Genomic DNA, 21426 nt, shown 5'->3' with positions numbered 1-21426 from the left:
TGAACTCAAAGAGTGGCAAAGGCCGCAACAGGGCTGGCGAGCAGGCCGACGCCCGCCAGGATCAAGGCCAGCCTTGGCCGATACGGCAACAACAGCACCAGCAACAGCGCACTGAGCATTAACACCGCGCACCACTCCACCAGGCCCTGGCCCCAACCCGCGATATTCACGGCGGGCCAGATCGACACCGTCAGCAGCACCCAACCAGCCACACGCAGGCCCAGCCGACGACGTGGCGATGGCGTGCTGTGCAGCAGTTCGCCGTGATGTCGGTCGGTAGACAAGCACAATGCGGTGAACCCCGCGTAGCACATCAGCAGTGCGAGCAGCATTCAGTTCGCCTCCTGCTTGAGCGTCAACCGGCGTGCGCGTTCAGGCTTGGAGGCAGGCACCGTACGCTGCTGCATTTTCCAGGCGGCCCAGGCGAGGAACACACCGCTGGCCAGGCAAGTCAAGTCGAAGCCGGCCATGGCCCAGTCGCCCGTTGCCAGGGAAACGCCCAGGTGATGGGAGGTCGTGAGCGCATTGAGCAGTGGAATGGCGATAAACAGCAGCGCGCCAAGGCTCAATTGTTCGATCCACCCCTGGCGACCGCGGCGCAGCATGGCGTGCAACAGGCTCAGGCCCCAGGCGATAAAGAAGGTTTGCACTTCCCAGTCGGAACGCTCGGCGAAGCTCACCGGCAACAAACGGTTGGCCCAGAAAAACGCCGCGATGGCGATCATCAGCCCGGACATGCTGGCGATGTTCAGCACTTCCACCAGGCGCAATTCAAACGGCATCACCGCGCTTTTTGCGTGCTTGAGCTGGCGTTTGCCAAGCCAGATCACCAGCCCGGTGCCAATCATCACCGTGCCCGCCAGACCACAGATAAAGTACAACCAGCGCAGCACCGGGCCGGCGAAATGGCCCATGTGCAGGCCATAAAAACTGCCGCCGGTCACGGCCGGCAGTGACTGTTCACCACTGACCCGCAATAGCTCGCCCGTGGTGCCGTTAAAGGACACCGTGCTGCCGAAATCATGCACCACGCTGTCAGAGCCGGCGCGAAACACATTGACCGAAGCGTTCACATCACTGGGGTTATTCACCGCCACACGCCCGACATGTCCACCCGCCCAATGCTCACGCGCCTGTTCGTACATCGGCACCAGCGGCTTCAACTGCCCGGGTTGCCCAAGCGCCGGTGCATTGTTTGTTGCCGGGAACACCTCACTGAAGAAGGCGCGGGTGTCGTTGCCGTACGAGGCCAGGATCGGTGCCGGCATTACCAGGCTCATGAAAATCACCAGGCTGCTGTAGGTGATCATCAGGTGAAATGGCAGCACCAATACACCCACCGCGTTGTGCCCGTCGAGCCAGGAACGCTGGCCTTTGCGGGGGCGGAAAGTGAAGAAGTCCTTGAAGATTTTCTTGTGGGTGATGATCCCGGTGATCAGTGCAACAAACATCACCATCGCGGCAATGGTCGACAGCCAGCGGCCCCAGGGATGCGGCATTTGCAGTTGGAAGTGAAAGCGATAGAAGAACTCGCCACCCATGCTTTCACGGGCCTGCACCGCCTGGCCGGTGACCGGGTCGAGGGTTTTCTGGATGAAGTTGCCACGCTTGCCGGGGTCGACTTTGTCCTGCCACATTACCGACAGACCGGGGTCGCGGCTGTCCGGCAGGGTGATAAACCAGCGGGCAGCGGTCGGCGCGACGTGCTGCAGATAGGTTTGAGCGACGTTCAGGCTACGTGCATCGTCCAGAGGACGAGCCTGCACTTCGGGCTGCATCCAGTGGCTGATTTCGTCTTTGAAATACGCCAACGTGCCTGTCAGAAAAATCGCAAACAACAGCCAGCCGAAGATCAATCCAGCCCACGTGTGCAACCAGGCCATGGCCTGGCGAAAGCCCTCTTTCATGTGCGCGCCATCCAAAAGCCCACGCCCGCCAGCGTGGCAAATGCTGCGCTCGGCAGCATCACGCCGAACCAGGCGCGTGCGGCGCTGCGGCAGGCGAAACACCAGAGCACGGCCAGCAAATAGAACACGAATGAACTCATCATCCCGGTGATCACAGCGTCGGCACGTGACGTGGGCATCCACAGCGCGAGGCAGATGCTGGCCAGTGAAGCCATCAGGTAACCGCCCACCACAGCAGCCAGTACGCGCGAGGTCACGGCGAGACGGTAGGAGACAGGCAGCGAGGTTTTGCTTTTCATGCGGAAGGCGCCAGGTTCATCAGCACGCGATATTAATGATAAATATTCTCATAAGCAAAAGAGAACAGATGAATCACCTGTGCAGATGGATTGCCGAAGCCCTTCATGCGCCCTACAATGCGAACAATTCTTGTTCTCTAAAGCATGCCGATGCTTGCGGAGCGTTCCCGTTGAGCCCGTCCAATACCGTCGAAGTTTTGTACAACGACCATCACCACTGGCTCACCGGCTGGTTGCGACGCAAACTCGGCTGCCCGGAAAGTGCCGCCGACCTGGCTCAGGACACGTTCATCCGCGTGCTCACCGGGCGGGAAACACCAACGCTGATCGAACCCCGCGCGTTCCTCACCACTGTCGCCAAGCGCGTGCTGTTCAACTTCTACCGTCGCCAGGACCTGGAACGCGCCTATCTCGATGCCTTGGCGCAAATGCCCGAACACGTGGCACCGTCGGAAGAAGAACGCGCAATCATCCTGCAAACCCTAATCGAGCTGGACCAACTGCTCGACGGCCTGCCCACGCAGGTCAAGCGTGCCTTCCTGCTGGCCCAACTCGATGGCCTGACTTACGCGCAAATCGGCGCTGAGTTGGGCATTTCCATCGCCACTGTTAAGCGCCACTTGAGCAAAGCGGCGATGCGCTGCTACTTCGCGCTATGAATTTTTCCACGCAAGTCGCCGAACAAGCCGTGCATTGGTTGATGGAAATGCAGCAAGGCGCCCTCAATCCGCGCCAGCAAGCCGCCTGGCAACAATGGTTGAACGCCCACAGCGAACACCAGCGCGCGTGGGACCACATGCAGCGCGTCAACCAGCGCCTGCGCGGCATGCCGTCGCCGCTGGCCCACGCGGCACTGAACGCCCCCACCTCCACCAGCCGACGCCAGGCCCTGAAGCTGCTGCTGATACTCGGCGCAGGTTCAGCCGCCGCCTGGAGCCTGCGCCAGCAACATATAGTGCCGCCGCTGAGCGCCGACTACCGTAGCCCCGTCGGCCAGCGCCGTAAGGTACAACTGGCGGATGGCAGCCAATTGCAGCTCAATACCGGCAGTGCGGTGGATGTGCATTTCGACGGCCAGCAACGCCTGATCCGCTTGCTCGAAGGCGAGATCCTGTTGACCAGCGCCGCAGGCAATACGCCGCTGCAGGTGCTGACCGGCCAGGGCCTGCTCAGCAGCCAGGCGGCGCGTTTGAACGTGCGCCAGTTCAACGATCACACTCAACTGTCGGTGTTTGAGGGGCGCGTCGACGTCATGCCCAATACCTATAGCGGCCTGCCGCTGACAGTCCAGGCTTCGCATCAGGTCAATTTCACGCGCAAAGGCTGGGACACCCCGCGCCCTACCGACGCCAACAGCGGCGCCTGGGCCGACGGCATGCTGGTCGCGGCTCACATGCGCCTGGAAGACTTCCTCGGCGAACTCGGCCGTTATCGGCGTGGCCAGGTTAATTGCGACCCACAGGTGGCCAATCTGCTGATCTCCGGCAGCTATCCACTGGACAACAGCGAACGCATTCTCGACCTGCTGGAAGTGAGCCTGCCGGTCAAAATCCGGCGGTTTACCCGCTACTGGGTGACCGTCCAGGCCCGCGCCTGAACTTTTTCTTAAAAACGATGAGCCGTTTTCCACACCTCGCGTGACAGAGAAGGAAAGCCACCTAGATCCTTCCTTCTCAGGACCGCCCGTCATGCCCCAGCAACCGACGCTTCTCGCCCGCTCACTGCGCCAACTCCTACTCGGCGCCAGCCTGAGTCTTACCGTACTGCCTCAGGTGATGGCCGCCGACGCCAAGCCTTTTCACATCGCGCCGACTTCGTTGGAAGCCGCACTGAATCAATTTGGCCGCGAAGCCGGCGTATTGATCTCCTTTGGTTCCGAAGTGACGGCGGGCAGGCAGAGCCGTGGCTTGACGGGCAACTACAGCGCGGCTGAAGGCCTGCAAAAACTGCTGGAAGGCACCGGCCTGCAAGCCCGCGCCGAAGGCGACAATGCCTACAGCCTGCAACCGGCCACTGCCCCAGCCAGCATTGAGTTGGGCACCTCCAGCGTGGTCGGCGACTGGCTCGGCGACGCCGCGCAAACCAACGTCTTCGAACACCCCGGCGCCCGTGATGTGATCCGCCGTGAAGAATTCGAACGCCAGGGCGCGACCCAGGCCAAAGACGTGCTCAACCGCATCCCTGGCGTCAACGCGCCGGAAAATAACGGCACCGGCAGCCATGACATGGCGCTGAACTTCGGTATTCGCGGCCTCAACCCGCGCCTGGCATCACGCTCCACGGTGCTGATGGACGGCATCCCGGTGCCTTTCGCGCCTTACGGCCAGCCACAGCTTTCGTTTGCACCGATCAGCATGGGCAACATGGACGCGGTGGACGTCGTCCGCGGCGGCGGCGCCGTGCGCTACGGCCCGCAAAACGTCGGCGGTGTGGTCAACTTCGTGACCCGCGCAATTCCGGATGCGCCCACTGTCAAAGGCGGCTTGCAGACCGAAACCAGCCCGTCCTCCAGCCATGACGGATTCAAGACCACCGGCAACCTGCTCGCCGGCGGCACCGCCGACAATGGCCTGGGCGGGGCGATTTTGTACTCCGGTACCCGTGGCGGCGACTGGCGCGAACACAGCGACACGCAAATCGACGACCTGATTCTCAAGGGCAAATACCAACTCGACGACGCCAACAGTTTCAACGCCATGGCGCAGTACTACGAAGGCCAGGCCGACATGCCTGGGGGCTTGAACGTCGCGAACTACAAGGCCGACCCGTACCAGTCCACCCGCCCCTACGACAAATTCTGGGGCCGCCGTACGATGTTCAACATCGGCTATCGCTATGAGCAGGACCGTCGCGAATTTACCGTGAACAGCTTCTTCACCAAGACCCTGCGCAGCGGCTACCTGGACCAGGGCACGTTCCTTTCGCTGTCCCCGCGTGAATATTGGGTACGTGGCATCGAGACCCGCTTCGCCCAAGGTTTTGACCTGGGTCCGACCAGCCATGAAGTCGGCGTCGGTTACCGCTACATCAACGAAGCCGGCCACGAACTGCGTTACCGCACGCCGATCGCCGCCAACCAGCAAATCCCCAGCACCGACAGCCGCAACGACCGCGACACCCGTGGCGGCACCGAAGCCAACGCCTTCTTCGTCGATGACCGGATTGATATCGGCAAGTGGACCATCACCCCGGGCATTCGCTACGAGATGATCGAGTCCCAGCAGACCAACAACCTCACCAACGTCAAATACAAGGGCGACTACAACACCGCGCTGCCGGCGCTGAACGTGCTCTACCACCTTACCGACAGCTGGAACCTTTACGCCAACACCGAAGGCTCGTTCGGCAGCGTGCAGTACAGCCAGATGCCCAACCGCGTGACCAGCGGCGAAGTGAAACCGGAAAAAGCCCGCACCTGGGAACTGGGCACCCGCTACGACGACGGCACCTTACGTGCGGAAATCGGTGCGTTTCTGATCAACTTCGACAACCAGTACGAAAGCAACCAGACCAACGACTCGGTGATTGCCCGTGGCGAAACGCGCCATCAGGGTATCGAGACCAGCGTCAACTATGCGCTCGACGGTTTGAGCCCGGCACTGGCCGGCTTTGATGTCTATGCCACCTACGCCTACGTCGACGCCACCATTCGCGAAGACGGCCCGAACAAAGGTAACCGCGTGCCTTTCTCCTCCAAGCACAAGGGCACTCTGGGCGTGGGTTACACCGAAGGTCGCTGGAAGCTCAACCTGGACAGCAGCTACCAGAGCAGCCAGTTCGCCGACAACGCCAATACCCAAAAGGAAAGTGCTGACGGCGCAAACGGACGCATCCCGGGCTACATGTTATTCAGCAGCCGCGCGGCATATGACTTCGGCCCGCAGCTGTCGGACTTGAACGTGGCAGTCGGGGTGAAAAACATCTTCAACACGCAGTACTTCACCCGCTCGTTCGACGATAACAACAAGGGCAAATACATAGGCGAGCCGCGCACGGTCTACGTGCAAACCTCCATCGCGTTTTAAGCCTGAAACGAAAACGGGCCTGCAAATGCAGGCCCGTTTTTAGTGGGGTGTGAAAAAACTGTCAGCTGTTAAGTGCAGCATTTTCGTTTTCCAGGAATTCCTCTTCAAGCGCGTCATCGTTCACTTTATTGGCCGGCAGGTTTTTACCGGCAGCGCGTGGCTTGCCTTGCAGCTTGCCAAACAAATGTTCCAACGCATGGTCCAGCTTGGTGGCTGCACCGTCGATCGCCTGTTCCAGGGTATCGGCCTTGTGCAGGACCGACACTGGCTGGTGGCCTTTTGGCCGTGCTTCCAGGCGGCAACTTAAATCGTGGGGACCGGGCTTATCGCCGTTCTCATCTTTCAGGTAGACCTCAACGCGGGTCAGGTCTTCTTCATAACGTTCGAGCGTGCTTTCAATGGTAGTACGTACCCACTCCTCCAGTCGGATGCTGCTTTCAATATGGTTATCGCTATTGACTTGGATTTGCATAGTTTTTCCCTTATTTCAGCTAGCTCGCGAGAGATCACGACTGCTTTACCAGGCAGGTAAAACCATGACCTCTTGATTACACAATTGGGCAGACCGCGAAACAATTCAACCCCTTTGCAAAGATAAATCACACATTACAAATTAAGTCTGACAACGATCAAACACGCTGTTATCGTCGGGAGTTGGGTACATCTTCTCACTCGCCCAATTTCCTACAACTGCCCCTCTCCCAGGGGGTGCAATCCGCGAAAAATCATCGCTTCTTCCACCAGCCAATCATGGACCGCCCGCACGCCCGGATGGTTCAGCGCGCCTGGCGCATACAACAATACGTAGCGTTTGTGGTTAGGCACGGCCAAGCCGAACGGCACGATCAAAGTACCGCGCTCCAGCTCATCGTTAAGCAAAGTGCGCCGCGCAATGGCCACGCCCATGCCGGCGATGGCGGCTTCGATGGTCAGGTGGTTGCGGTTGAAGGTGTGGCCACGACGCACATCGGCAACGTGATAGCCGATGGCATTCAGGTAGAACTCCCACTCCGCGTACTCATAACTCCCACGCCACGCAGTGATGTCGTGCAGCAGCGGGAAATGCACCAAATCAGCCGGGCCATGCAACGGTGGACGACCACGCAACAGGCTGGGTGCGCAGACCGGGAAGATCTGTTCGTCCAGCAGGGCTGTAGATAACAGGCCGGGGTAGCTGCCGTCATTCAAGTCGATGGCCAGGTCGAAGTCGCCCTCATGCAGGGCAATGCTGCTGTCTTCGGCAACCATGCGCAGTTGGATATCCGGAAAACGCTGCTGCAAGCGCGGTAAACGTGGGGTCAGCCACTTGCCGAGAAACGACGGGATCGAGCGCAGGCGCAGGGTGCCGCTGATCATCCCCGCGTCCAAGCGCTGCAATTCAGCATCGATGCTGCCGTAGGCTTCACCCACCGTTGCTGCCAACCGCTGCCCCTCGGCACTCAGCTCTACGCCACGTGCGCGTCGATGAAACAAGCGGAAACCTAATCGCTCCTCCAACTGACGGATTTGCTGGCTCACCGCCCCCGGCGTGATGTGCAGTTCTTCGGCGCAGCGGGTGAACGACAAATGCCGCGCCGCACAGGAAAAAACGTGCAGCCACACATAAGTCTGACCATGGAGGGGTCGGGTCATAGCGTTTAGTCCAGCTAAAGGGTGTCTTAGGATAATTCGTTGGTCAGTGCCGATCCAGAGCCTCAGTATCGCGCTAATTCCGCTCGTCCTACAAAAGATGGCAGCGATTTCCACTCCATTGCTTGTAAGGCTTTAGCATGGCTATCAGTGTTTTCGATCTATTCAAGGTAGGCATTGGCCCTTCCAGCTCTCATACCGTCGGCCCCATGCGGGCGGCGGCAACGTTTGCCCAAGCGCTGATCGACACCCAATTGCTGCGCGATACCCGCCGCGTTGAAGTGCGCCTGTATGGCTCGCTGTCCGCTACAGGCGTCGGTCACGCCACCGACCGTGCCTGCGTGATGGGCCTGATGGGCGAATGGCCAGATCAGGTCGATCCGACCTCAATCAATGCACGCATCCAGCAATTGCGCGAGTCCGGACGACTGCTACTCGCAGGCCAGCAGGAAATTGCCTTCAACTGGCATACAGATCTCCTACTGCTGGACGAAAGCTTGCCCTACCACCCCAACGCCATGTCCCTGCACGCCTACGGCGAAAACGGCCTGCTGAACGAGCAAACCTATTACTCGGTGGGTGGTGGTTTCATCATAGAGGCAGCCGAAGCAGCCTCGGGCATCGCGCCGACCAGCGATGTGGAATTGCCCTACGACTTTTCCAGCGCCGCTGAACTGCTGGCCCTCTGCAACAAGCACGGCCTGCGGGTATCGGAGCTGATGATGGCCAACGAACGTGCGTGGCGCAGCGACGACGAAATTCGCAGCGGCCTGTTGCATATCTGGTCGGTGATGCGCGAATGCGTGGAACAAGGCCTGCGCGATGAAGGCATTCTGCCGGGTGGCCTGGACGTGCCCCGCCGTGCAGCGAAATTACACCGCAGCCTGTTGGAAATCGGCAAACCGAATGTCATCACGTCAACCTTGTCGGCCATGGAGTGGGTCAACCTGTTCGCCCTCGCCGTCAACGAAGAAAACGCCGCTGGCGGGCGCATGGTCACCGCACCGACCAATGGCGCCGCCGGCATTATCCCGGCAGTGCTGCATTACTACATGAAGTTCAACGCCGACGCGTCTGACGACGACGTGGTCAATTTCTTCCTGGCCGCGGCGGCAGTGGGCATTCTCTGCAAGAAAAACGCCTCGATCTCCGGTGCTGAAGTCGGCTGCCAGGGCGAGGTCGGCTCGGCCTGCGCCATGGCCGCTGCCGGGTTGGCGGACATTCTTGGCGCCACGCCGGAGCAACTGGAAAACGCCGCCGAAATTGGCCTTGAACACAACCTCGGCCTCACCTGCGACCCGGTCGGTGGCCTGGTGCAAGTACCGTGTATCGAGCGCAATGCCATCGCCGCCGTCAAGGCGATCAACGCCACGCAAATGGCCCTGCGCGGTGATGGCAAACACTTTATTTCCCTCGACCGGGTGATCCGCACCATGCGCGATACCGGCGCCGATATGCATGACAAATACAAGGAAACTTCACGGGGCGGCCTGGCGGTCAGCTGGGTGGAGTGCTGAGGAGCACTCCCTGACTGCCCCAACGTGAGCCCGCGCAAAAATAATAACGAGGCAATAACGATGACCGATGTACGTACACCTGCTGCTGATAATCCTGCTGTAGAGAGCACCGTCACAACCGGCTGGACCCAGCACGACACCACCTGGATGCTGGGCCTCTACGGCACCGCCATCGGTGCTGGTACCTTGTTCCTGCCGATCAATGCTGGCCTCGGCGGCTTCTGGCCGCTGATCATCCTGGCACTGCTGGCCTTCCCGATGACCTTCTTCGCCCACCGTGGGCTGACGCGCTTTGTGCTGTCAGGCAAATCCGGTGATATCACCGAAGTGGTCGAAGAGCATTTCGGCGTCGGCGCCGGCAAGCTGATCACCCTGCTGTATTTCTTTGCAATCTTCCCGATCCTGCTGGTGTACGCCGTGGCGCTGACCAACACCCTGGGCAGCTTCATGGAGCACCAACTGCACATGACCCCGCCGCCGCGGGCGATCCTGTCGCTGGTGCTGATCCTCGGCCTGATGGCCATCGTGCGTTGCGGCCAGGGCGTGATCATCAAGGCGATGAGCGTGCTGGTGTACCCGTTCGTCGCTGCCTTGCTGTTACTGGCGTTGAGCCTGATCCCCAACTGGAACGGCGCGTTCTTCGCCTCCGCCAGTGAGGGCATGCCGTTGCCACTGTTCTTCAAGACGCTGTGGCTGGCGATCCCGGTGATGGTGTTTTCCTTCAACCATTCGCCGATCATCTCCGCGTTCGCCGTCGACCAGAAACGCGTGTATGGCGCGCAAGCCGAGCGCAAAAGCAGCGGCATTCTGGCCACCGCCCACGGCATGATGGTGTTGACCGTGATGTTCTTCTGCTTCAGTTGTGTACTGGCACTGTCACCGGCAGACCTCGCAGCAGCCAAGGCGCAGAACATCTCGATCCTGTCGTACCTGGCCAACCACTTCCAGACCCCAGTGATCGCTTACGCCGCGCCGTTGATCGCGCTGGTGGCCATCACCAAATCCTTCCTCGGCCACTACATCGGTGCCAGCGAAGGCTTCCAGGGCCTGATCGTCAAATCCCTGCGTGGGCGCAATCGTTCGATGTCGTCCAAATGGCTGGAACGCTGCACCGCACTGTTCATGGTGCTGACCTGCTGGGCCGTGGCCACTTTCAACCCGAGCATCCTGGGCATGATCGAGACCATGGGCGGGCCCATCATCGCGTGCCTGCTGTTCCTGATGCCGATGTACGCAATTCGCCGCGTGCCATCCCTGCGCCAGTATTCGGGCCAAGTCTCGAATGTATTTGTAGTGGTGATCGGGCTGATTGCGCTGTCTGCGATCGTTTTTTCCGTACTGCCCTGAAATAGCCCACAACGTCCATTCAATGTGGGAGCGGGCTTGCCCGCGATAGCCGTCCGTCAGTCAGAAATTAACAAGCTGACGAACCGCAATCGCGGGCAAGCCCGCTCCCACATGGGTCAGGCGCAGTCAGGTAGGTCGCCACACGGCACGCCCCTTGCTGTACAGCTTATGAAGCAAACGGATCTTGTGACGCTTCAGCGACGAAGTGGCCGGTGGTCAGGAGACACGAACTAATCCCAACACCGGTCGTCAATGACTGCATGTTCTTATCAGGCGGTAACGCACCATGGACAATCCTTTTCAGATCATCACCGACACCTTCACCCCGGAATATCGGGTCAACCTGAGCATCCAGCGGTTGGACGGCAGCATTATGCTCACCCTCTCCAATGAGGACGGGGTGGTAGCCAAACGCATGATCAGCGCCGAACAGCGCAACGATCCAAAGCGGCTGAAGCGTTTGGTGCAGAGCATCCAATTCGGTATTGCCATCGAACAGGGTCACAGCGCCATGGAAATCCTGGCGGTGATGACAGATGGCGATCACAAAGTGCTACAGCGACCGCCCACCCGCCCCCTGCCCTTCAGCGTCGGGCTTTAAAGCTCGCCCTTCTCGGTTTCCAGGCTCGCCCCGCCCTTGCGACGCGGGCCTTCGACCTTCACCGACGGGAACGCCGACGACGCGTAGCGCACCACCAGTATGGCGAACGCCAGCAGCAGAATCCCGCCGCACAGGTAGATGATTCCTACGTCTGGTGGGTTGTGGTGCGACACGTTGGAGATCAGCAGGCGCGTCAGGGCGGTGATCGCCACGTAGATCAGAAAGCGCACCGGCATGTGGTTGGTCTTGAAATAAATCCCGACCATGGCGCCCAATTCCAAGTAGATGAACAGCAGCAAGATGTCATCAATCTTGATGTGCCCGTTCTCCAGCATCCCCAGAAATTCCATCACCGCTGCCCAAGCGGTCACCGCACCAATGGCGAACAACGCCAGGTAGTGGAACGACTCGACAAACAGATTGCCCAGGGACTCGGCCAGACCATGTACTTGCTGGCGCAGCCTTTCGGCCCAGTTGATTTTCACGATGATGCTTCCTTAGGTCGACTCGACCGGATAATGCGGGTTGGACGTGACGGTTGTTCTGCATGCAGAAAAAAGGCCAGGGCAGGTATGAGATGATGGCCGGGTGACATGAGACACGCTTAACCTGTATTTACGGGCTACATTAAAAACTGCTATCCAAACCCCACGGTTTGGCTTACTCTTTTTGCTGTATATAAATACAGTAGTCGCAAAAGACAACTATCGTGAAGGCATGTGAGGTGGTGAATGGCCGTCGAAGTGGTATACCGCAGCAGCCGAGATCTGGAGCGTTTGTTCATGGATAAAGCCGAAGCTGACCGTCATGACAAAATGCTTGAGCTCGCTGAGCTGCTGGCAGAAGTGTTGCAAAAAGCCGTGCCGTCCCTGAGTGAGCAGCAGGTGGAAGAAGCCGGGATCTACATGGCGAAGAACCGCGATGTATTTGCCAAGGCGTTCAAGAGCCAGCCGGACGCGTTGTCCGAGTTGCTCAACGCTGCGGCGGAATAAAGCCAGAATTGAACAGGCCCTGAATCATCGATTCAGGGCCTTTTTAATAGCGGGTTATTGGTACAGCAACCGTTCGGCCAGTTCATCCGCCACCCGTGCGGGGGAGCGTTTTTCGGCCTGGGCGTGGGCGAAGATTTCGGTTAGGCGCGTACCGATGTTGGACAGGTGCGCAGTAATGGTCGCCAGTTCTGCGCCGCTGTGCTTGAGGGCCACGTAGATCAGGCCACCGGAGTTGATCACGTAGTCGGGGGCGTAGAGGATGCCGCGCCCTTCAAGTTGGTCGGCCACTTGCAGGTTGGTCAGTTGCGCACTCGCGGAACCGGCCACGGCGGCGCAGCGCAGTTGGCCGACGCTCTGGCGGTTGAGCACGGCGCCGAGGCCGCAGGGCGCGAGGATGTCGCACGGCGTGCTCATTAACGCCTCGTTGGCGATGGGGTGCGCGCCCAGTTGCTCCATGGCCAGCTGCACCTTGCCATGGTCGATGTCGCTGACCAGCAATTCGGCGCCGGCGGCGTGCAGTTGTTCGGCCAGGGCGTAGCCGACATTGCCCAAGCCTTGGATGGCCACGCGCAAGCCTTCCAGGTTGTCGCTGCCCAGGCGGGCCATGGCGGTGGTGCGGATGCCGGCGAACACGCCCATGGCGGCATGGGGTGAAGGGTCGCCCGCGGCGGTGGTGCTGGTCACGTAACGAGTGTGCTGGGCGATGCAATCCATGTCCGCCACCGAGGTGCCACTGTCGGTAGCGGTGATGTAGCGGCCGTCGAGTTGTTCGATACAACGGCCAAACGCTTCAAACAGTGCCGCGCGGTTTTCCACGTGGCCTGGGCGCAGGATCACTGCGGTGCCGCCGCCCACCGGCAATCCCGCCAGTGCGGCCTTGTAGCTCATGCCCTGGGCCAGGCGCGCGGCATCGGCCACGGCACTTTCGTCGTCGGGGTAGGAGAGGTAACGGCAACCACCGAGGGCGGGCCCAAGGCGACTGTTGTGGATGGCGATGACCGCCTTCAGCCCGGTGACCGGGTCGACGCTCAAGTGCAGCGATTCAAGGCGGGTGCTATGCATGAGAGCAAACATCGTCAAGCTCCCGAATCACTTCTGGTAGTGGGCCAAGTATAGGCGTGTGGCAGAAAAGTGCCGGACCACGCTGGAATAAGACGCCCGTTTTTGCGGGACTTGGGAAATAAGCGCAGGATATTTTCTAAGCCACTGGACGAAAAATCCCAGCAAGGCTAAAACGGGGGCATATGCCGGAGAATGCAATGAATCCCCGCAAAGCCTTTTTCGCCTGCCTGGAACGCTCACCACCTGCGCTGTTTGAAGCGGCGCTGTGGATTGCCGCCGAGCATGACCCGGCGGTGCAGCCGTTGCTGATCCTGCAGGAGCTGACCCTGTTGCAACAGCAGGTGAGCCTGGGCATGCCCATGCTGCCAGCGGATGAGCAGGCCCAGCCGCTGCTGCGGCGCATGAATGACCTGGGGTTTGCCCAGGATGAATTCACCCCCTTGCGCCCCGCCGCCGCCCTGCTGGACAAGGTCTTGCAACGCAAACGTGGACAACCCTTGGCCATGGGGCTGATCGCCATGGAACTGGCGCGGCGCCTCGACATCCCCATGGTCGGCGTGAATTTCCCCGGCCACTTCCTGCTGCGGGTACCCGGTGCCGATCACCTGCTGGACCCCTGCGGCGGCCGACGTCTGTACCCCAATGATTGTCGCGACCTGCTGCAACGCCAATATGGCCCCAACCTCAAGTTGCAGGCCGACCACCTGCACACCGCCGACCCGCGTTCGATCCTGCAACGGCTGTCGCGCAACCTGCGGCAACTGCACCTTTCCAATGACGCCCCGCTTGAAGCGCTGGTCGATGCCGAACGCGTGCTGGAACTGGGCAATGCCAGCGCCGCCGATTACCTGGCGAGGGCCAGCCTGTATCAGCGCCTGGACTGCCCTAACGCGGAACGCTTCGACCTGGAGCACGCGTTGATGCTCAGCGAAGACCCCATCCAACGCCTGCGCCTGACGGAGCGGCTGGGGCACCTGCCGCCCAATTCAGTGGTGCATTAAGCCTGCGGCGTCTTAAGAATATCCCCAGTCATCGGGTTCTTCGGCAGCTCAACCCCGGGCGAACGCACCTGAATAATCAACAACGCCGCAATCACCGCCGGTATCGCGCAGAAGAAGAAAATCTGCTCCACCGGGATATGCATCGCGAGCAGCATGCTGCCAAACAGCGGCCCCAGGATTGAGCCAAATCGCCCTACCCCCAATGCCCAGCCCGTACCGGTAGCGCGCACATGCGCCGGGTAGAAGTTGCTGGCAAAGGCATTGAGGGTCAACTGGCCACCGATGATGCAAAACCCGGCCGCAAAGACGCAGGCCACCAAATAGCGAGGGTTGTCATGGTTCAGGCCGAGCAAAACGGTGCACACCGCAGCCGCCGCCAGCACGCCTGACAGTAGTCGTACTTTGCTTTTCAAGCGGTCGGCGAACCAGGCCATGCCGATGGCGCCCAAGGTGCCGGCGAACAGGAACATCGATGTCACCAGATTGGCGTCTTTAAGTGTCAACCCACTTTCCAGAAGCAGCGACGGCAACCAACTGATCATGAAATACAGCAGGATCAGGCTGACAAAAAAGGTCGCCCAGATCAGCACGGTCGGGCGCGCGTAGCCGTTACGGAACAACTCCACGACCGTCAGTTTGCTGCCTTGCTCCTGTTGGTTTTCTGCCTGTGTCGCCAGCGGCGGTTGCCAGTCGGGCAGCATACGCACCGTCACCGTCCGCAACCGTGCATAGGGCGGGGCATCACGCAGCAAACGCGGCAGGGATTCCGGCAGCAGCCACACCAGAAACGGGAACAGCAGCAACGGCGTCACGCCTCCGGCAAGAAACACTGCCTGCCACCCGAAGCCTTCAATAAACCCTGCCGCCACGAAACCACCTGCGGCCCCGCCAAACGAGAAGCCACAAGCCGCCAAGGTCACCATCAGCGTGCGCAAGCGTGGTGGGGAATAGTCCGACATCAACGCCATCGCACTCGGCATCGCGCCTCCCATGCCGATACCGCAGATAAACCGTGCGGCCATCAGCGTGTTCAGCGAGTTGGCAAACACCATCAACACGGTGAGGCTGGCGTAGATCAGCACACAGCCGAGCAGGATGCGGCGTACGCCAAAGCGATCGGCCAAGGGTGTGACCAGCAATGAGCCGAGCGTCAGCCCCAGCAGGTTGGCGCTGAACACCGGACCAAATGCAGCTTTCTCCAGCCCCCAATCCTTGGCCAGCGCTGGCACGACATATCCCAGCACTTGGGCGTCATAGCCATCGGTGACCAGCAGCAGCGCGAGCAACAGGAGAATCAACCACTGATAGCGCGATACCGGACGGGCGTCGAGTGCCGCGCGAAAGCTGGCAATTTGGTTGTGCATCGCAAGGTACCTATTATTTTTATAAGGATCACGCCGAACAAATGTGGGAGCGGGCTTGCTCGCTCCCACATTTAGGGTTGGGGTGTGTCGGGTTGATTGGCAGGGTGGGCCTGGATAAATGCCGGATGCTGCGCCGCCAGCCCCGCCACCCGCCCAATGCGCGGATACGCCGCCAATGGCACTTTGAAGCGTTCTGCCGCATACAGCTGAGGGATCAGAAACGCATCAGCCAACCCCGGCTGGTCGCCAAAGCAATAACCTTGGTCACCAATCAATTGCTCCACCGCACCCAGCCCCTGGCTGATCCAATGACCGATCCACTCCAACACCTTCGTCTCGTCATGCCCCCATTGCCGCAGCAGGTTCTGGGTGCTCGAATTATGCAGTGGGTGGATATCACAGCCGATAATCGACGCCACCGCACGCTCATGCGCGCGGGTCGCCAAGTCTTTGGAGAGCAACGGCGCCTGTGGATAACGTTCCTCCAGGTATTCGATGATCGCCGGTGACTGAATCAGCAACTCGCCCTCATCAGTACGCAACGCCGGCACGCGACCTTGTGGGTTGATCGCCAGGTACTCCGGCTGGCGATTGGCACCACCCGCCGGCACCAGCAGGTTGACTGGCACGGCACTGAAATCCAGGCCCTTGAGTGCCAAGGCGATACGCACCCGGTACGACGCGGTGGAACGGTAGTAGGTATAGAGTTCCATCGCCCTGCCCTCCTAGCGCGCCGCGACCACGGTGCCGCGGCATTCGCCGAAGCCGATGGAAGCAAAACCTTCGCGGCTGCAACGGGCGCGCAGGATGATTTCGTCACCATCTTCCAGGAACTTGCGCACTTCGCCGGACGGCAACTCGATTGCCTTTTTGCCGCCTTCAGTCATTTCCAACAGGCTGCCGAACTGGCCTTCTTGCGGCCCCGACAAGGTGCCCGACCCAAACAGATCACCCGCTTGCAACTGGCAGCCGTTGACGCTGTGATGCGCAACCAGCTGCGCGACGGTCCAGTACATGTGCAGGCTGTTGCTCAGGGCCAGGCGATGCGCCGGCAGGTTCTGCTCGCGCATGGCGGCGGTGGTGAGCAGTACTTCCAATTCGATATCCAGCGCACCCGCAGCCTGGTCACGTTTATCCAGCAAGTACGGCAGTGGTTGCGGGTCGCCCTCAGGCCGCGCCGGTTGCGCCTTGCGGAACGGCTCCAAGGCCTCGGCGGTCACCACCCACGGTGAAATGGTGGTGATGAAGCTTTTCGACAGGAACGGCCCCAGCGGCTGATATTCCCAGGCCTGGATATCCCGCGCCGACCAATCATTGAGCAGGCAGAAACCGGCGATGTGCTCGGCCGCGTCACCAATGGGGATCGAATCGCCCATCGCATTGCCCTGGCCGATCCAGATGCCCAGCTCCAGTTCATAGTCCAGGCGCGCACATGGGCCGAAGGTCGGCTCGGTCTGGCCAGCTGGCAAGGTTTGGCCTTTGGGACGACGCACCTCGGTGCCCGAGGCACGGATGGTCGATGCGCGGCCGTGGTAACCAATCGGTACGTACTTGTAGTTAGGCAGTAGCGGGTTGTCGGGGCGGAACAGTTTGCCGACGTTTTGCGCGTGTTCGATACCGACGTAGAAGTCAGTGTAGTCATTGATTTTCGCCGGCAGGTGCATCTGGCAATCGGCGGCGCGGTGCAGCACCTGTGCCTCGCGGGTTTGCAGTTTACTGCCTTCAGCCAGCAGTTCCAGCAGACGCTCGCGCAAGGCCACGCGCGGGCCACGGCCGAGTTCAAAAAACCCGTTCAGTTGGCCGCCAGCGGTCGCTTCAACGGCGCGACGCGCTTCACCGTCGAACTCATCCAAGGCGGCGTGCAGATCAAGGATGGAATCACCAATCGCCACGCCACTGCGCGGTGCCGAACCGTTGAGGCTGAACACCCCCAGCGGCAGGTTTTGCAGGGGAAAATCCGCGTGACCATTGGCCGAGGTCACCCAGCTGCGCGTTAGTGTTGGCTGAGTCATGGGTTATCTCCGATTCGGGTTGAAGGTGGCGGGCAGCGAGGCCCAGCACGCGTCGTAAGTGTTTTGCAGTTGCGGGCATTCCAGGGCGAACTGTGTGGGACGCAGCACTTGGCTGGTCTCGAACATGAAAGCCATGGTGTTATCGATCTTGTGCGGCGCCAGCTCGACGTTGATCGCCTTGGTGCAGGTCTCGCCGTCCGGGCCGTGGGCGCTCATGCAGCTGTGCAGCGACGCGCCGCCGGGCAGGAAGCCTTCGGCCTTGGCATCGTAGGCGCCCTGGATCAGGCCCATGTATTCGTTCATCAGGTTGCGGTGGAACCACGGCGGGCGGAAGGTGTTCTCGGCCACCATCCAGCGCGGCGGGAAAATCACGAAGTCGAGGTTAGCCAAGCCGTGGGTGCTGGTCGGCGAGGTCAAGACAGTGAAAATCGACGGGTCCGGGTGATCGAAACTCACGGTGCCGAGGGTGTTGAAACGGCGCAGGTCGTATTTGTACGGCACGTTATTGCCGTGCCAGGCGACGACGTTGAGCGGGGAATGGTCGAGTTCGCAGGCCCAGAGTTCACCGAGGAATTTTTGTACCAGCGTCGTAGGCTTTTTCAGGTCTTCGTAGTGCGCAACCGGCGTGAGGAAATCGCGCGGATTGGCCAGGCCATTGCTGCCGATGGGGCCCAGGTCCGGCAGGCGCAACGGCGCGCCGTGGTTCTCAGCGACGTAGCCACGCGCCTGGGCATCCAGCAGTTCGACGCGGAACTTGAGGCCTCGCGGCAGCACGACGATCTCCAGCGGTTCCACCTCCAGCACGCCCAATTCCGTGGCGATACGCAGCCGACCTTGCTCGGGGACGATCAACAATTCGCCATCGGCGTTGAAGAACACGCGCTCCATCGAACGGTTGGCACAGTAGTAATAGATGCTGATGCCAGAGGGTTTTTCCAGCGCCGAATTGGCGACCATTCCTACAAGCCCATCAACGAAGTCCGTCGGTTCACTTGGAACATCCAACGGGTTCCAACGCAAGCGATTGGGCGTTACCGCGCCCAACGGCCCACCAGCCAATTGCCGCGCAAGCTTGACGAACGCAGGGTGATTAGCCGACGGCTGAATGCGGTAAAGCCAGGTACGCCGGGCTTCGCTGCGCACCATGGTGAACGCTGTGCCGGAGAACAGCTCGGTGTACAGCCCATAAGGCGCTTTTTGCGGGGAGTTCTGGCCGACCGGCAATGCGCCGGGCAGCGCTTCGCTGGCGAATTCATTGCCGAAACCCGACAGGTATTCGAGGTTCATGGATCATCCTCTACACGGAAGTTGTTTTTATCGTAATCCAGTTACGCATAACGTAATTTGATCACTATCGACCGTCAAGCTATAAAGACGCCCATTCATCTCTCGGATTCTCGCCCCTCCATGGAAAAGCCTCGCGACACCGGTAAACAGAAAGTCCGCTCGGCCGAAGTGGGCACCGACATCCTCAAGGCCTTGGCCGAACTGTCGCCGGCGACCTCATTGTCGCGCTTGGCCGAGCATGTGCAGATGCCTGCGAGCAAGGTGCACCGCTACCTGCAGGCGTTGATCGCCTCGGGATTCGCCGAACAGAACACCGCCACCAACCACTATGGCCTGGGCCGTGAAGCCTTGCGCGTGGGCCTGGCGGCGCTGGGCAGCATGGACGTATTGAAAGTCGGCGCAATGCCGCTGGCAGAGTTGCGCGACGAATTGAATGAGACCTGCTTTCTGGCGGTGTGGGGCAACCAGGGCGCGACCGTGGTGCAGATCGAACCCGCCGTGCGCGCCGTCACGGTGGTGACGCAATTGGGTTCCGTATTGCCGCTGCTCAGTTCGTCCACCGGGCTGGTGTTCAGCGCCTTTCTGCCGTCGCGGGAAACTGTGGAATTGCGTGACCGCGAGATCCAGGCCGGTATCGCCCATGCCCTGGCCGATGACCAGGCTTACGCCACCGTCTGCCAGCAGATCCGCAGCCGTGGCCTGCATTTTGTGCATGGTTTGCTGATGCCTGGGGTGGACGCCTTGTCGGCCCCCGTGTTCAACGCCATCGGCCAAGTGGCGGCGGTGATGACCGTGGTCGGCCCCACCTCACTGTTCCATGCCGATGAAGATGGCCCGGCGGCGCAACGCTTGTTGGCGGCGACCCAGGCCGTGAGTTGGCGAATGGGCTATCAGCCCTGAGCTAATCGTGCCATTGAGTCAGGGCCAGTGCCACGCGGTTCTCCAGCGCGCGGATCGGCGCTGCATCGCTCAGGTAGTTGTTGCTGATCATTGAGAACACCAAGCGTCGCCCGTCAGCATCGGTGATATAGCCGCTCAGCGAGGAGACCCCGGCCATAGACCCCGTCTTGGCGTGCAGGTTGTTCTCAGCCGCGGTGCCGCGCAAGCGATAACGCAAGCTGCCGCCGGTCATGCGGTCCGGGTTGCCGGCGATCGGCAAGGCGGTGTACCACGCCTCGAACCAGGGCTGTTTGGCCGTGGCCAGCAGCAGGTCCGTGAGGTTCTGCGACGACACCAGGTTGCGCCGCGACAAGCCCGAACCATCGACCTGGCTCAGCGTCATCGGGTCCAAACCCTGGTGGCGCATGAAGTCCGCCACTGCCGCGACACCGGCCTGCGCCGTACCTGTATTCGACGCCTTACGGCCCATGGCCTTGAGCAACGCCTCAGACATGTTGTTGTTCGACAGCTTGAGCAGCGGCGTGATCAGTTCCTGCAACGGCGCCGATTGATGCTCGGCCAGGACCCTGGCCGTCACAGGGCTTGCACCGCCGATCACACGCCGTCCCATCACCTGAATGCCCTGCTGTGCCAACGCCTGTTCAAACAGATTGGCCACCAGCTGTGTCGGCTCCCACACACTCACCCACTGTCGACTTTGCTTACCCGGCGCCAACGCACCACTGAGCTGCAGCAAATTGGTGCCGTGCTGGCGGGTGATGCCGTAGTTGTTGCCGGGTCCGCTGACGGCGCGATTGCTCAGTTGTACGTAATCGGTGGACGGGCTCAACATCACGCTGACCGGTTGGCCAACCACGGCGGGCGCCTTCGCCGTAACCAGCAATGTTCCTGCATCAAAATCCGTGTTGGGTGACACGGTCAGCGCTGAAATCTGCGCGCCGTAATAGGTGCTTTCATCGTCCTGTGCCCAGTCCACGCCCAGCCGTTCGGCGTCGAAAAAGGTGTCGTCGAATACCAGGTCGCCCTGGATCTGGCGCACGCCTTGGCCTGCAAGCTGTGCCGCCAGTGCCTGGTAATCGGCGAACTGCGTGGTCGGATCGCCGAGGCCTTTGAGGTACAGGTTGCCGGTGAGGCGCTCACCTTGCTGCGTGCCATTGCTCAACAACTGGGTAGAAAAACGGTACTGCGGCCCCAGCACATCCAGCGCTGCCGCAGTGGTCAACAGCTTGAGGTTGGACGCGGGAATCAACCGCGTACGCGGGTTGTGTTGATAGAGGGTGTCGCCGTTGCGGGCATCGCGCACCATCACCGAAACGGTGGCGCCATTGAAGGCCGGATCGGCCAGGAGCTGGTCCAGGGTTGCCGGGGTGGAAGTCGTCGAAACACTCGCGCAACCACCCAGCAACACGCTCAAGCACAACAGGTGTATCCATCGTCCAAACGGCATCGGTATTGTTTTCCGCCCAATCATCAATGGCGGCAA

Annotated in this window: 21 protein-coding genes; 9 read left to right on the top strand and 12 right to left on the bottom strand. The window is 60.6% G+C overall.

The features are described 5' to 3' along the window. Positions 1-5: 5 nt before the first annotated feature. The 3 genes from JBO08_RS01860 to JBO08_RS01850 are packed head-to-tail and all read right to left on the bottom strand — an operon-like array spanning position 6 to position 2206. Entirely contained in the window at positions 6-332 is a 327-nt protein-coding gene (locus JBO08_RS01860; RefSeq protein WP_065945335.1) for a DUF3325 domain-containing protein, read from the bottom strand. Beyond that, a complete protein-coding gene (locus tag JBO08_RS01855; RefSeq protein WP_220074567.1) occupies positions 333-1907 on the bottom strand; it encodes a PepSY domain-containing protein in 1575 nt (524 codons plus the stop codon). It lies immediately after the preceding gene. Next, complete coding sequence (locus JBO08_RS01850; RefSeq protein ID WP_025858985.1) at positions 1904-2206, bottom strand: DUF3649 domain-containing protein; 303 nt, start codon at positions 2204-2206, stop codon at positions 1904-1906. Before JBO08_RS01850 ends, JBO08_RS01855 begins: the two co-directional genes overlap by 4 nt. Positions 2207-2376: 170 nt before the next feature. Here JBO08_RS01850 and JBO08_RS01845 point away from each other — a divergent pair, with 170 nt between their 5' ends. From JBO08_RS01845 to fecA, 3 genes are all read left to right on the top strand, one after another. Beyond that, a complete protein-coding gene (locus JBO08_RS01845) occupies positions 2377-2865 on the top strand; it encodes a sigma-70 family RNA polymerase sigma factor (protein ID WP_065871738.1) in 489 nt (162 codons plus the stop codon). Next, positions 2862-3803 carry a FecR domain-containing protein gene (locus tag JBO08_RS01840; protein WP_065879571.1) on the top strand — a complete coding sequence of 314 codons (942 nt, stop codon included), beginning with the start codon at positions 2862-2864 and terminating at the stop codon, positions 3801-3803. Before JBO08_RS01845 ends, JBO08_RS01840 begins: the two co-directional genes overlap by 4 nt. A 91-nt stretch (positions 3804-3894) precedes the next feature. Further along, positions 3895-6231: a TonB-dependent Fe(3+) dicitrate receptor FecA gene (gene fecA / locus JBO08_RS01835; protein WP_065879572.1), complete on the top strand. Its 2337-nt coding sequence runs from the start codon at positions 3895-3897 to the stop codon at positions 6229-6231. Positions 6232-6292: 61 nt separating this feature from the next. On the opposite strand, the gene JBO08_RS01830 is transcribed toward fecA, so the two are convergent. Both JBO08_RS01830 and JBO08_RS01825 read right to left on the bottom strand, forming a co-directional pair. Next, positions 6293-6703 (bottom strand): HPF/RaiA family ribosome-associated protein, encoded by a 411-nt coding sequence (locus tag JBO08_RS01830; protein ID WP_065871735.1) that lies wholly within the window; start codon positions 6701-6703, stop codon positions 6293-6295. 212 nt (positions 6704-6915) lie between these two features. Next, positions 6916-7863, bottom strand: coding sequence for a LysR substrate-binding domain-containing protein (locus tag JBO08_RS01825; protein WP_065871734.1), 948 nt, complete (start codon positions 7861-7863; stop codon positions 6916-6918). A 137-nt stretch (positions 7864-8000) separates the two neighbouring features. On the opposite strand from JBO08_RS01825, the gene JBO08_RS01820 reads away from it, so the two are divergent. From JBO08_RS01820 to JBO08_RS01810, 3 genes are all read left to right on the top strand, one after another. Continuing rightward, positions 8001-9377 carry an L-serine ammonia-lyase gene (locus tag JBO08_RS01820; protein ID WP_065879573.1) on the top strand — a complete coding sequence of 459 codons (1377 nt, stop codon included), beginning with the start codon at positions 8001-8003 and terminating at the stop codon, positions 9375-9377. Positions 9378-9437: 60 nt separating this feature from the next. Next, positions 9438-10724: a serine/threonine transporter gene (locus JBO08_RS01815; protein ID WP_065910563.1), complete on the top strand. Its 1287-nt coding sequence runs from the start codon at positions 9438-9440 to the stop codon at positions 10722-10724. A gap of 286 nt (positions 10725-11010) precedes the next feature. After that, a complete protein-coding gene (locus tag JBO08_RS01810) occupies positions 11011-11325 on the top strand; it encodes a DUF3509 domain-containing protein (RefSeq protein ID WP_065871731.1) in 315 nt (104 codons plus the stop codon). Here the strand turns inward: JBO08_RS01810 and JBO08_RS01805 are convergent. Beyond that, on the bottom strand, positions 11322-11810 hold the full coding sequence (locus JBO08_RS01805) for a phosphate-starvation-inducible protein PsiE (RefSeq protein WP_049709853.1): 489 nt from the start codon (positions 11808-11810) through the stop codon (positions 11322-11324). The two genes, JBO08_RS01810 and JBO08_RS01805, sit on opposite strands and share 4 nt — an antisense overlap. A 246-nt stretch (positions 11811-12056) precedes the next feature. On the opposite strand from JBO08_RS01805, the gene JBO08_RS01800 reads away from it, so the two are divergent. Next, complete coding sequence (locus JBO08_RS01800; protein WP_003171979.1) at positions 12057-12317, top strand: YebG family protein; 261 nt, start codon at positions 12057-12059, stop codon at positions 12315-12317. Between the two features lie 54 nt (positions 12318-12371). Here the strand turns inward: JBO08_RS01800 and JBO08_RS01795 are convergent, their stop codons facing one another. After that, complete coding sequence (locus tag JBO08_RS01795; protein WP_065871730.1) at positions 12372-13391, bottom strand: Glu/Leu/Phe/Val dehydrogenase dimerization domain-containing protein; 1020 nt, start codon at positions 13389-13391, stop codon at positions 12372-12374. 185 nt (positions 13392-13576) lie between these two features. On the opposite strand from JBO08_RS01795, the gene JBO08_RS01790 reads away from it, so the two are divergent. Beyond that, positions 13577-14380: a SirB1 family protein gene (locus JBO08_RS01790; RefSeq protein ID WP_049709855.1), complete on the top strand. Its 804-nt coding sequence runs from the start codon at positions 13577-13579 to the stop codon at positions 14378-14380. Here JBO08_RS01790 and JBO08_RS01785 read toward each other — a convergent pair. The 4 genes from JBO08_RS01785 to hmgA all read right to left on the bottom strand — a co-directional run bounded on the left by JBO08_RS01785 (position 14377) and on the right by hmgA (position 19043). Then, positions 14377-15744, bottom strand: a complete 1368-nt coding sequence (locus JBO08_RS01785) for an aromatic acid/H+ symport family MFS transporter (protein ID WP_220074568.1) — start codon at positions 15742-15744, stop codon at positions 14377-14379. The two genes, JBO08_RS01790 and JBO08_RS01785, sit on opposite strands and share 4 nt — an antisense overlap. Before the next feature lie 71 nt (positions 15745-15815). Beyond that, positions 15816-16457 (bottom strand): maleylacetoacetate isomerase, encoded by a 642-nt coding sequence (maiA, locus tag JBO08_RS01780; RefSeq protein WP_065879575.1) that lies wholly within the window; start codon positions 16455-16457, stop codon positions 15816-15818. Between the two features lie 12 nt (positions 16458-16469). After that, positions 16470-17756: a fumarylacetoacetase gene (gene fahA, locus JBO08_RS01775; protein ID WP_220074569.1), complete on the bottom strand. Its 1287-nt coding sequence runs from the start codon at positions 17754-17756 to the stop codon at positions 16470-16472. 3 nt (positions 17757-17759) lie between these two features. Next, positions 17760-19043, bottom strand: coding sequence for a homogentisate 1,2-dioxygenase (hmgA, locus tag JBO08_RS01770; protein WP_220074570.1), 1284 nt, complete (start codon positions 19041-19043; stop codon positions 17760-17762). Positions 19044-19163: 120 nt separating this feature from the next. Here hmgA and JBO08_RS01765 point away from each other — a divergent pair, with 120 nt between their 5' ends. Beyond that, on the top strand, positions 19164-19943 hold the full coding sequence (locus JBO08_RS01765; RefSeq protein WP_065871725.1) for an IclR family transcriptional regulator: 780 nt from the start codon (positions 19164-19166) through the stop codon (positions 19941-19943). Between the two features lies 1 nt (position 19944). Here JBO08_RS01765 and dacB read toward each other — a convergent pair whose 3' ends face one another. Then, the gene (gene dacB / locus JBO08_RS01760; RefSeq protein ID WP_220074571.1) at positions 19945-21390 is read right to left on the bottom strand and encodes a D-alanyl-D-alanine carboxypeptidase/D-alanyl-D-alanine-endopeptidase; all 1446 of its coding nucleotides are present in this window, start codon (positions 21388-21390) and stop codon (positions 19945-19947) included. Positions 21391-21426 lie beyond the last annotated feature (36 nt).

Origin of the sequence: Pseudomonas sp. LAP_36 (genome assembly GCF_019456785.1) — a bacterium.
GTDB lineage: Bacteria > Pseudomonadota > Gammaproteobacteria > Pseudomonadales > Pseudomonadaceae > Aquipseudomonas > Aquipseudomonas tritici.
The sequence above is the reverse complement of the archived record's forward strand: the minus strand, read 5'-3'. Positions and strand labels throughout refer to the sequence as shown.

Coding starts and splice junctions, on each gene's coding strand:
- JBO08_RS01860 (WP_065945335.1), bottom strand. CDS start 332: ATGCTGCTCGCACTGCTGATGTGCTACGCGGGGTTCACCGCATTGTGC.
- JBO08_RS01855 (WP_220074567.1), bottom strand. CDS start 1,907: ATGAAAGAGGGCTTTCGCCAGGCCATGGCCTGGTTGCACACGTGGGCT.
- JBO08_RS01850 (WP_025858985.1), bottom strand. CDS start 2,206: ATGAAAAGCAAAACCTCGCTGCCTGTCTCCTACCGTCTCGCCGTGACC.
- JBO08_RS01840 (WP_065879571.1), top strand. CDS start 2,862: ATGAATTTTTCCACGCAAGTCGCCGAACAAGCCGTGCATTGGTTGATG.
- fecA (WP_065879572.1), top strand. CDS start 3,895: ATGCCCCAGCAACCGACGCTTCTCGCCCGCTCACTGCGCCAACTCCTA.
- JBO08_RS01830 (WP_065871735.1), bottom strand. CDS start 6,703: ATGCAAATCCAAGTCAATAGCGATAACCATATTGAAAGCAGCATCCGA.
- JBO08_RS01825 (WP_065871734.1), bottom strand. CDS start 7,863: ATGACCCGACCCCTCCATGGTCAGACTTATGTGTGGCTGCACGTTTTT.
- JBO08_RS01820 (WP_065879573.1), top strand. CDS start 8,001: ATGGCTATCAGTGTTTTCGATCTATTCAAGGTAGGCATTGGCCCTTCC.
- JBO08_RS01815 (WP_065910563.1), top strand. CDS start 9,438: ATGACCGATGTACGTACACCTGCTGCTGATAATCCTGCTGTAGAGAGC.
- JBO08_RS01810 (WP_065871731.1), top strand. CDS start 11,011: ATGGACAATCCTTTTCAGATCATCACCGACACCTTCACCCCGGAATAT.
- JBO08_RS01800 (WP_003171979.1), top strand. CDS start 12,057: ATGGCCGTCGAAGTGGTATACCGCAGCAGCCGAGATCTGGAGCGTTTG.
- JBO08_RS01795 (WP_065871730.1), bottom strand. CDS start 13,391: ATGTTTGCTCTCATGCATAGCACCCGCCTTGAATCGCTGCACTTGAGC.
- JBO08_RS01790 (WP_049709855.1), top strand. CDS start 13,577: ATGAATCCCCGCAAAGCCTTTTTCGCCTGCCTGGAACGCTCACCACCT.
- JBO08_RS01785 (WP_220074568.1), bottom strand. CDS start 15,744: ATGCACAACCAAATTGCCAGCTTTCGCGCGGCACTCGACGCCCGTCCG.
- maiA (WP_065879575.1), bottom strand. CDS start 16,457: ATGGAACTCTATACCTACTACCGTTCCACCGCGTCGTACCGGGTGCGT.
- fahA (WP_220074569.1), bottom strand. CDS start 17,756: ATGACTCAGCCAACACTAACGCGCAGCTGGGTGACCTCGGCCAATGGT.
- hmgA (WP_220074570.1), bottom strand. CDS start 19,043: ATGAACCTCGAATACCTGTCGGGTTTCGGCAATGAATTCGCCAGCGAA.
- JBO08_RS01765 (WP_065871725.1), top strand. CDS start 19,164: ATGGAAAAGCCTCGCGACACCGGTAAACAGAAAGTCCGCTCGGCCGAA.
- dacB (WP_220074571.1), bottom strand. CDS start 21,390: ATGCCGTTTGGACGATGGATACACCTGTTGTGCTTGAGCGTGTTGCTG.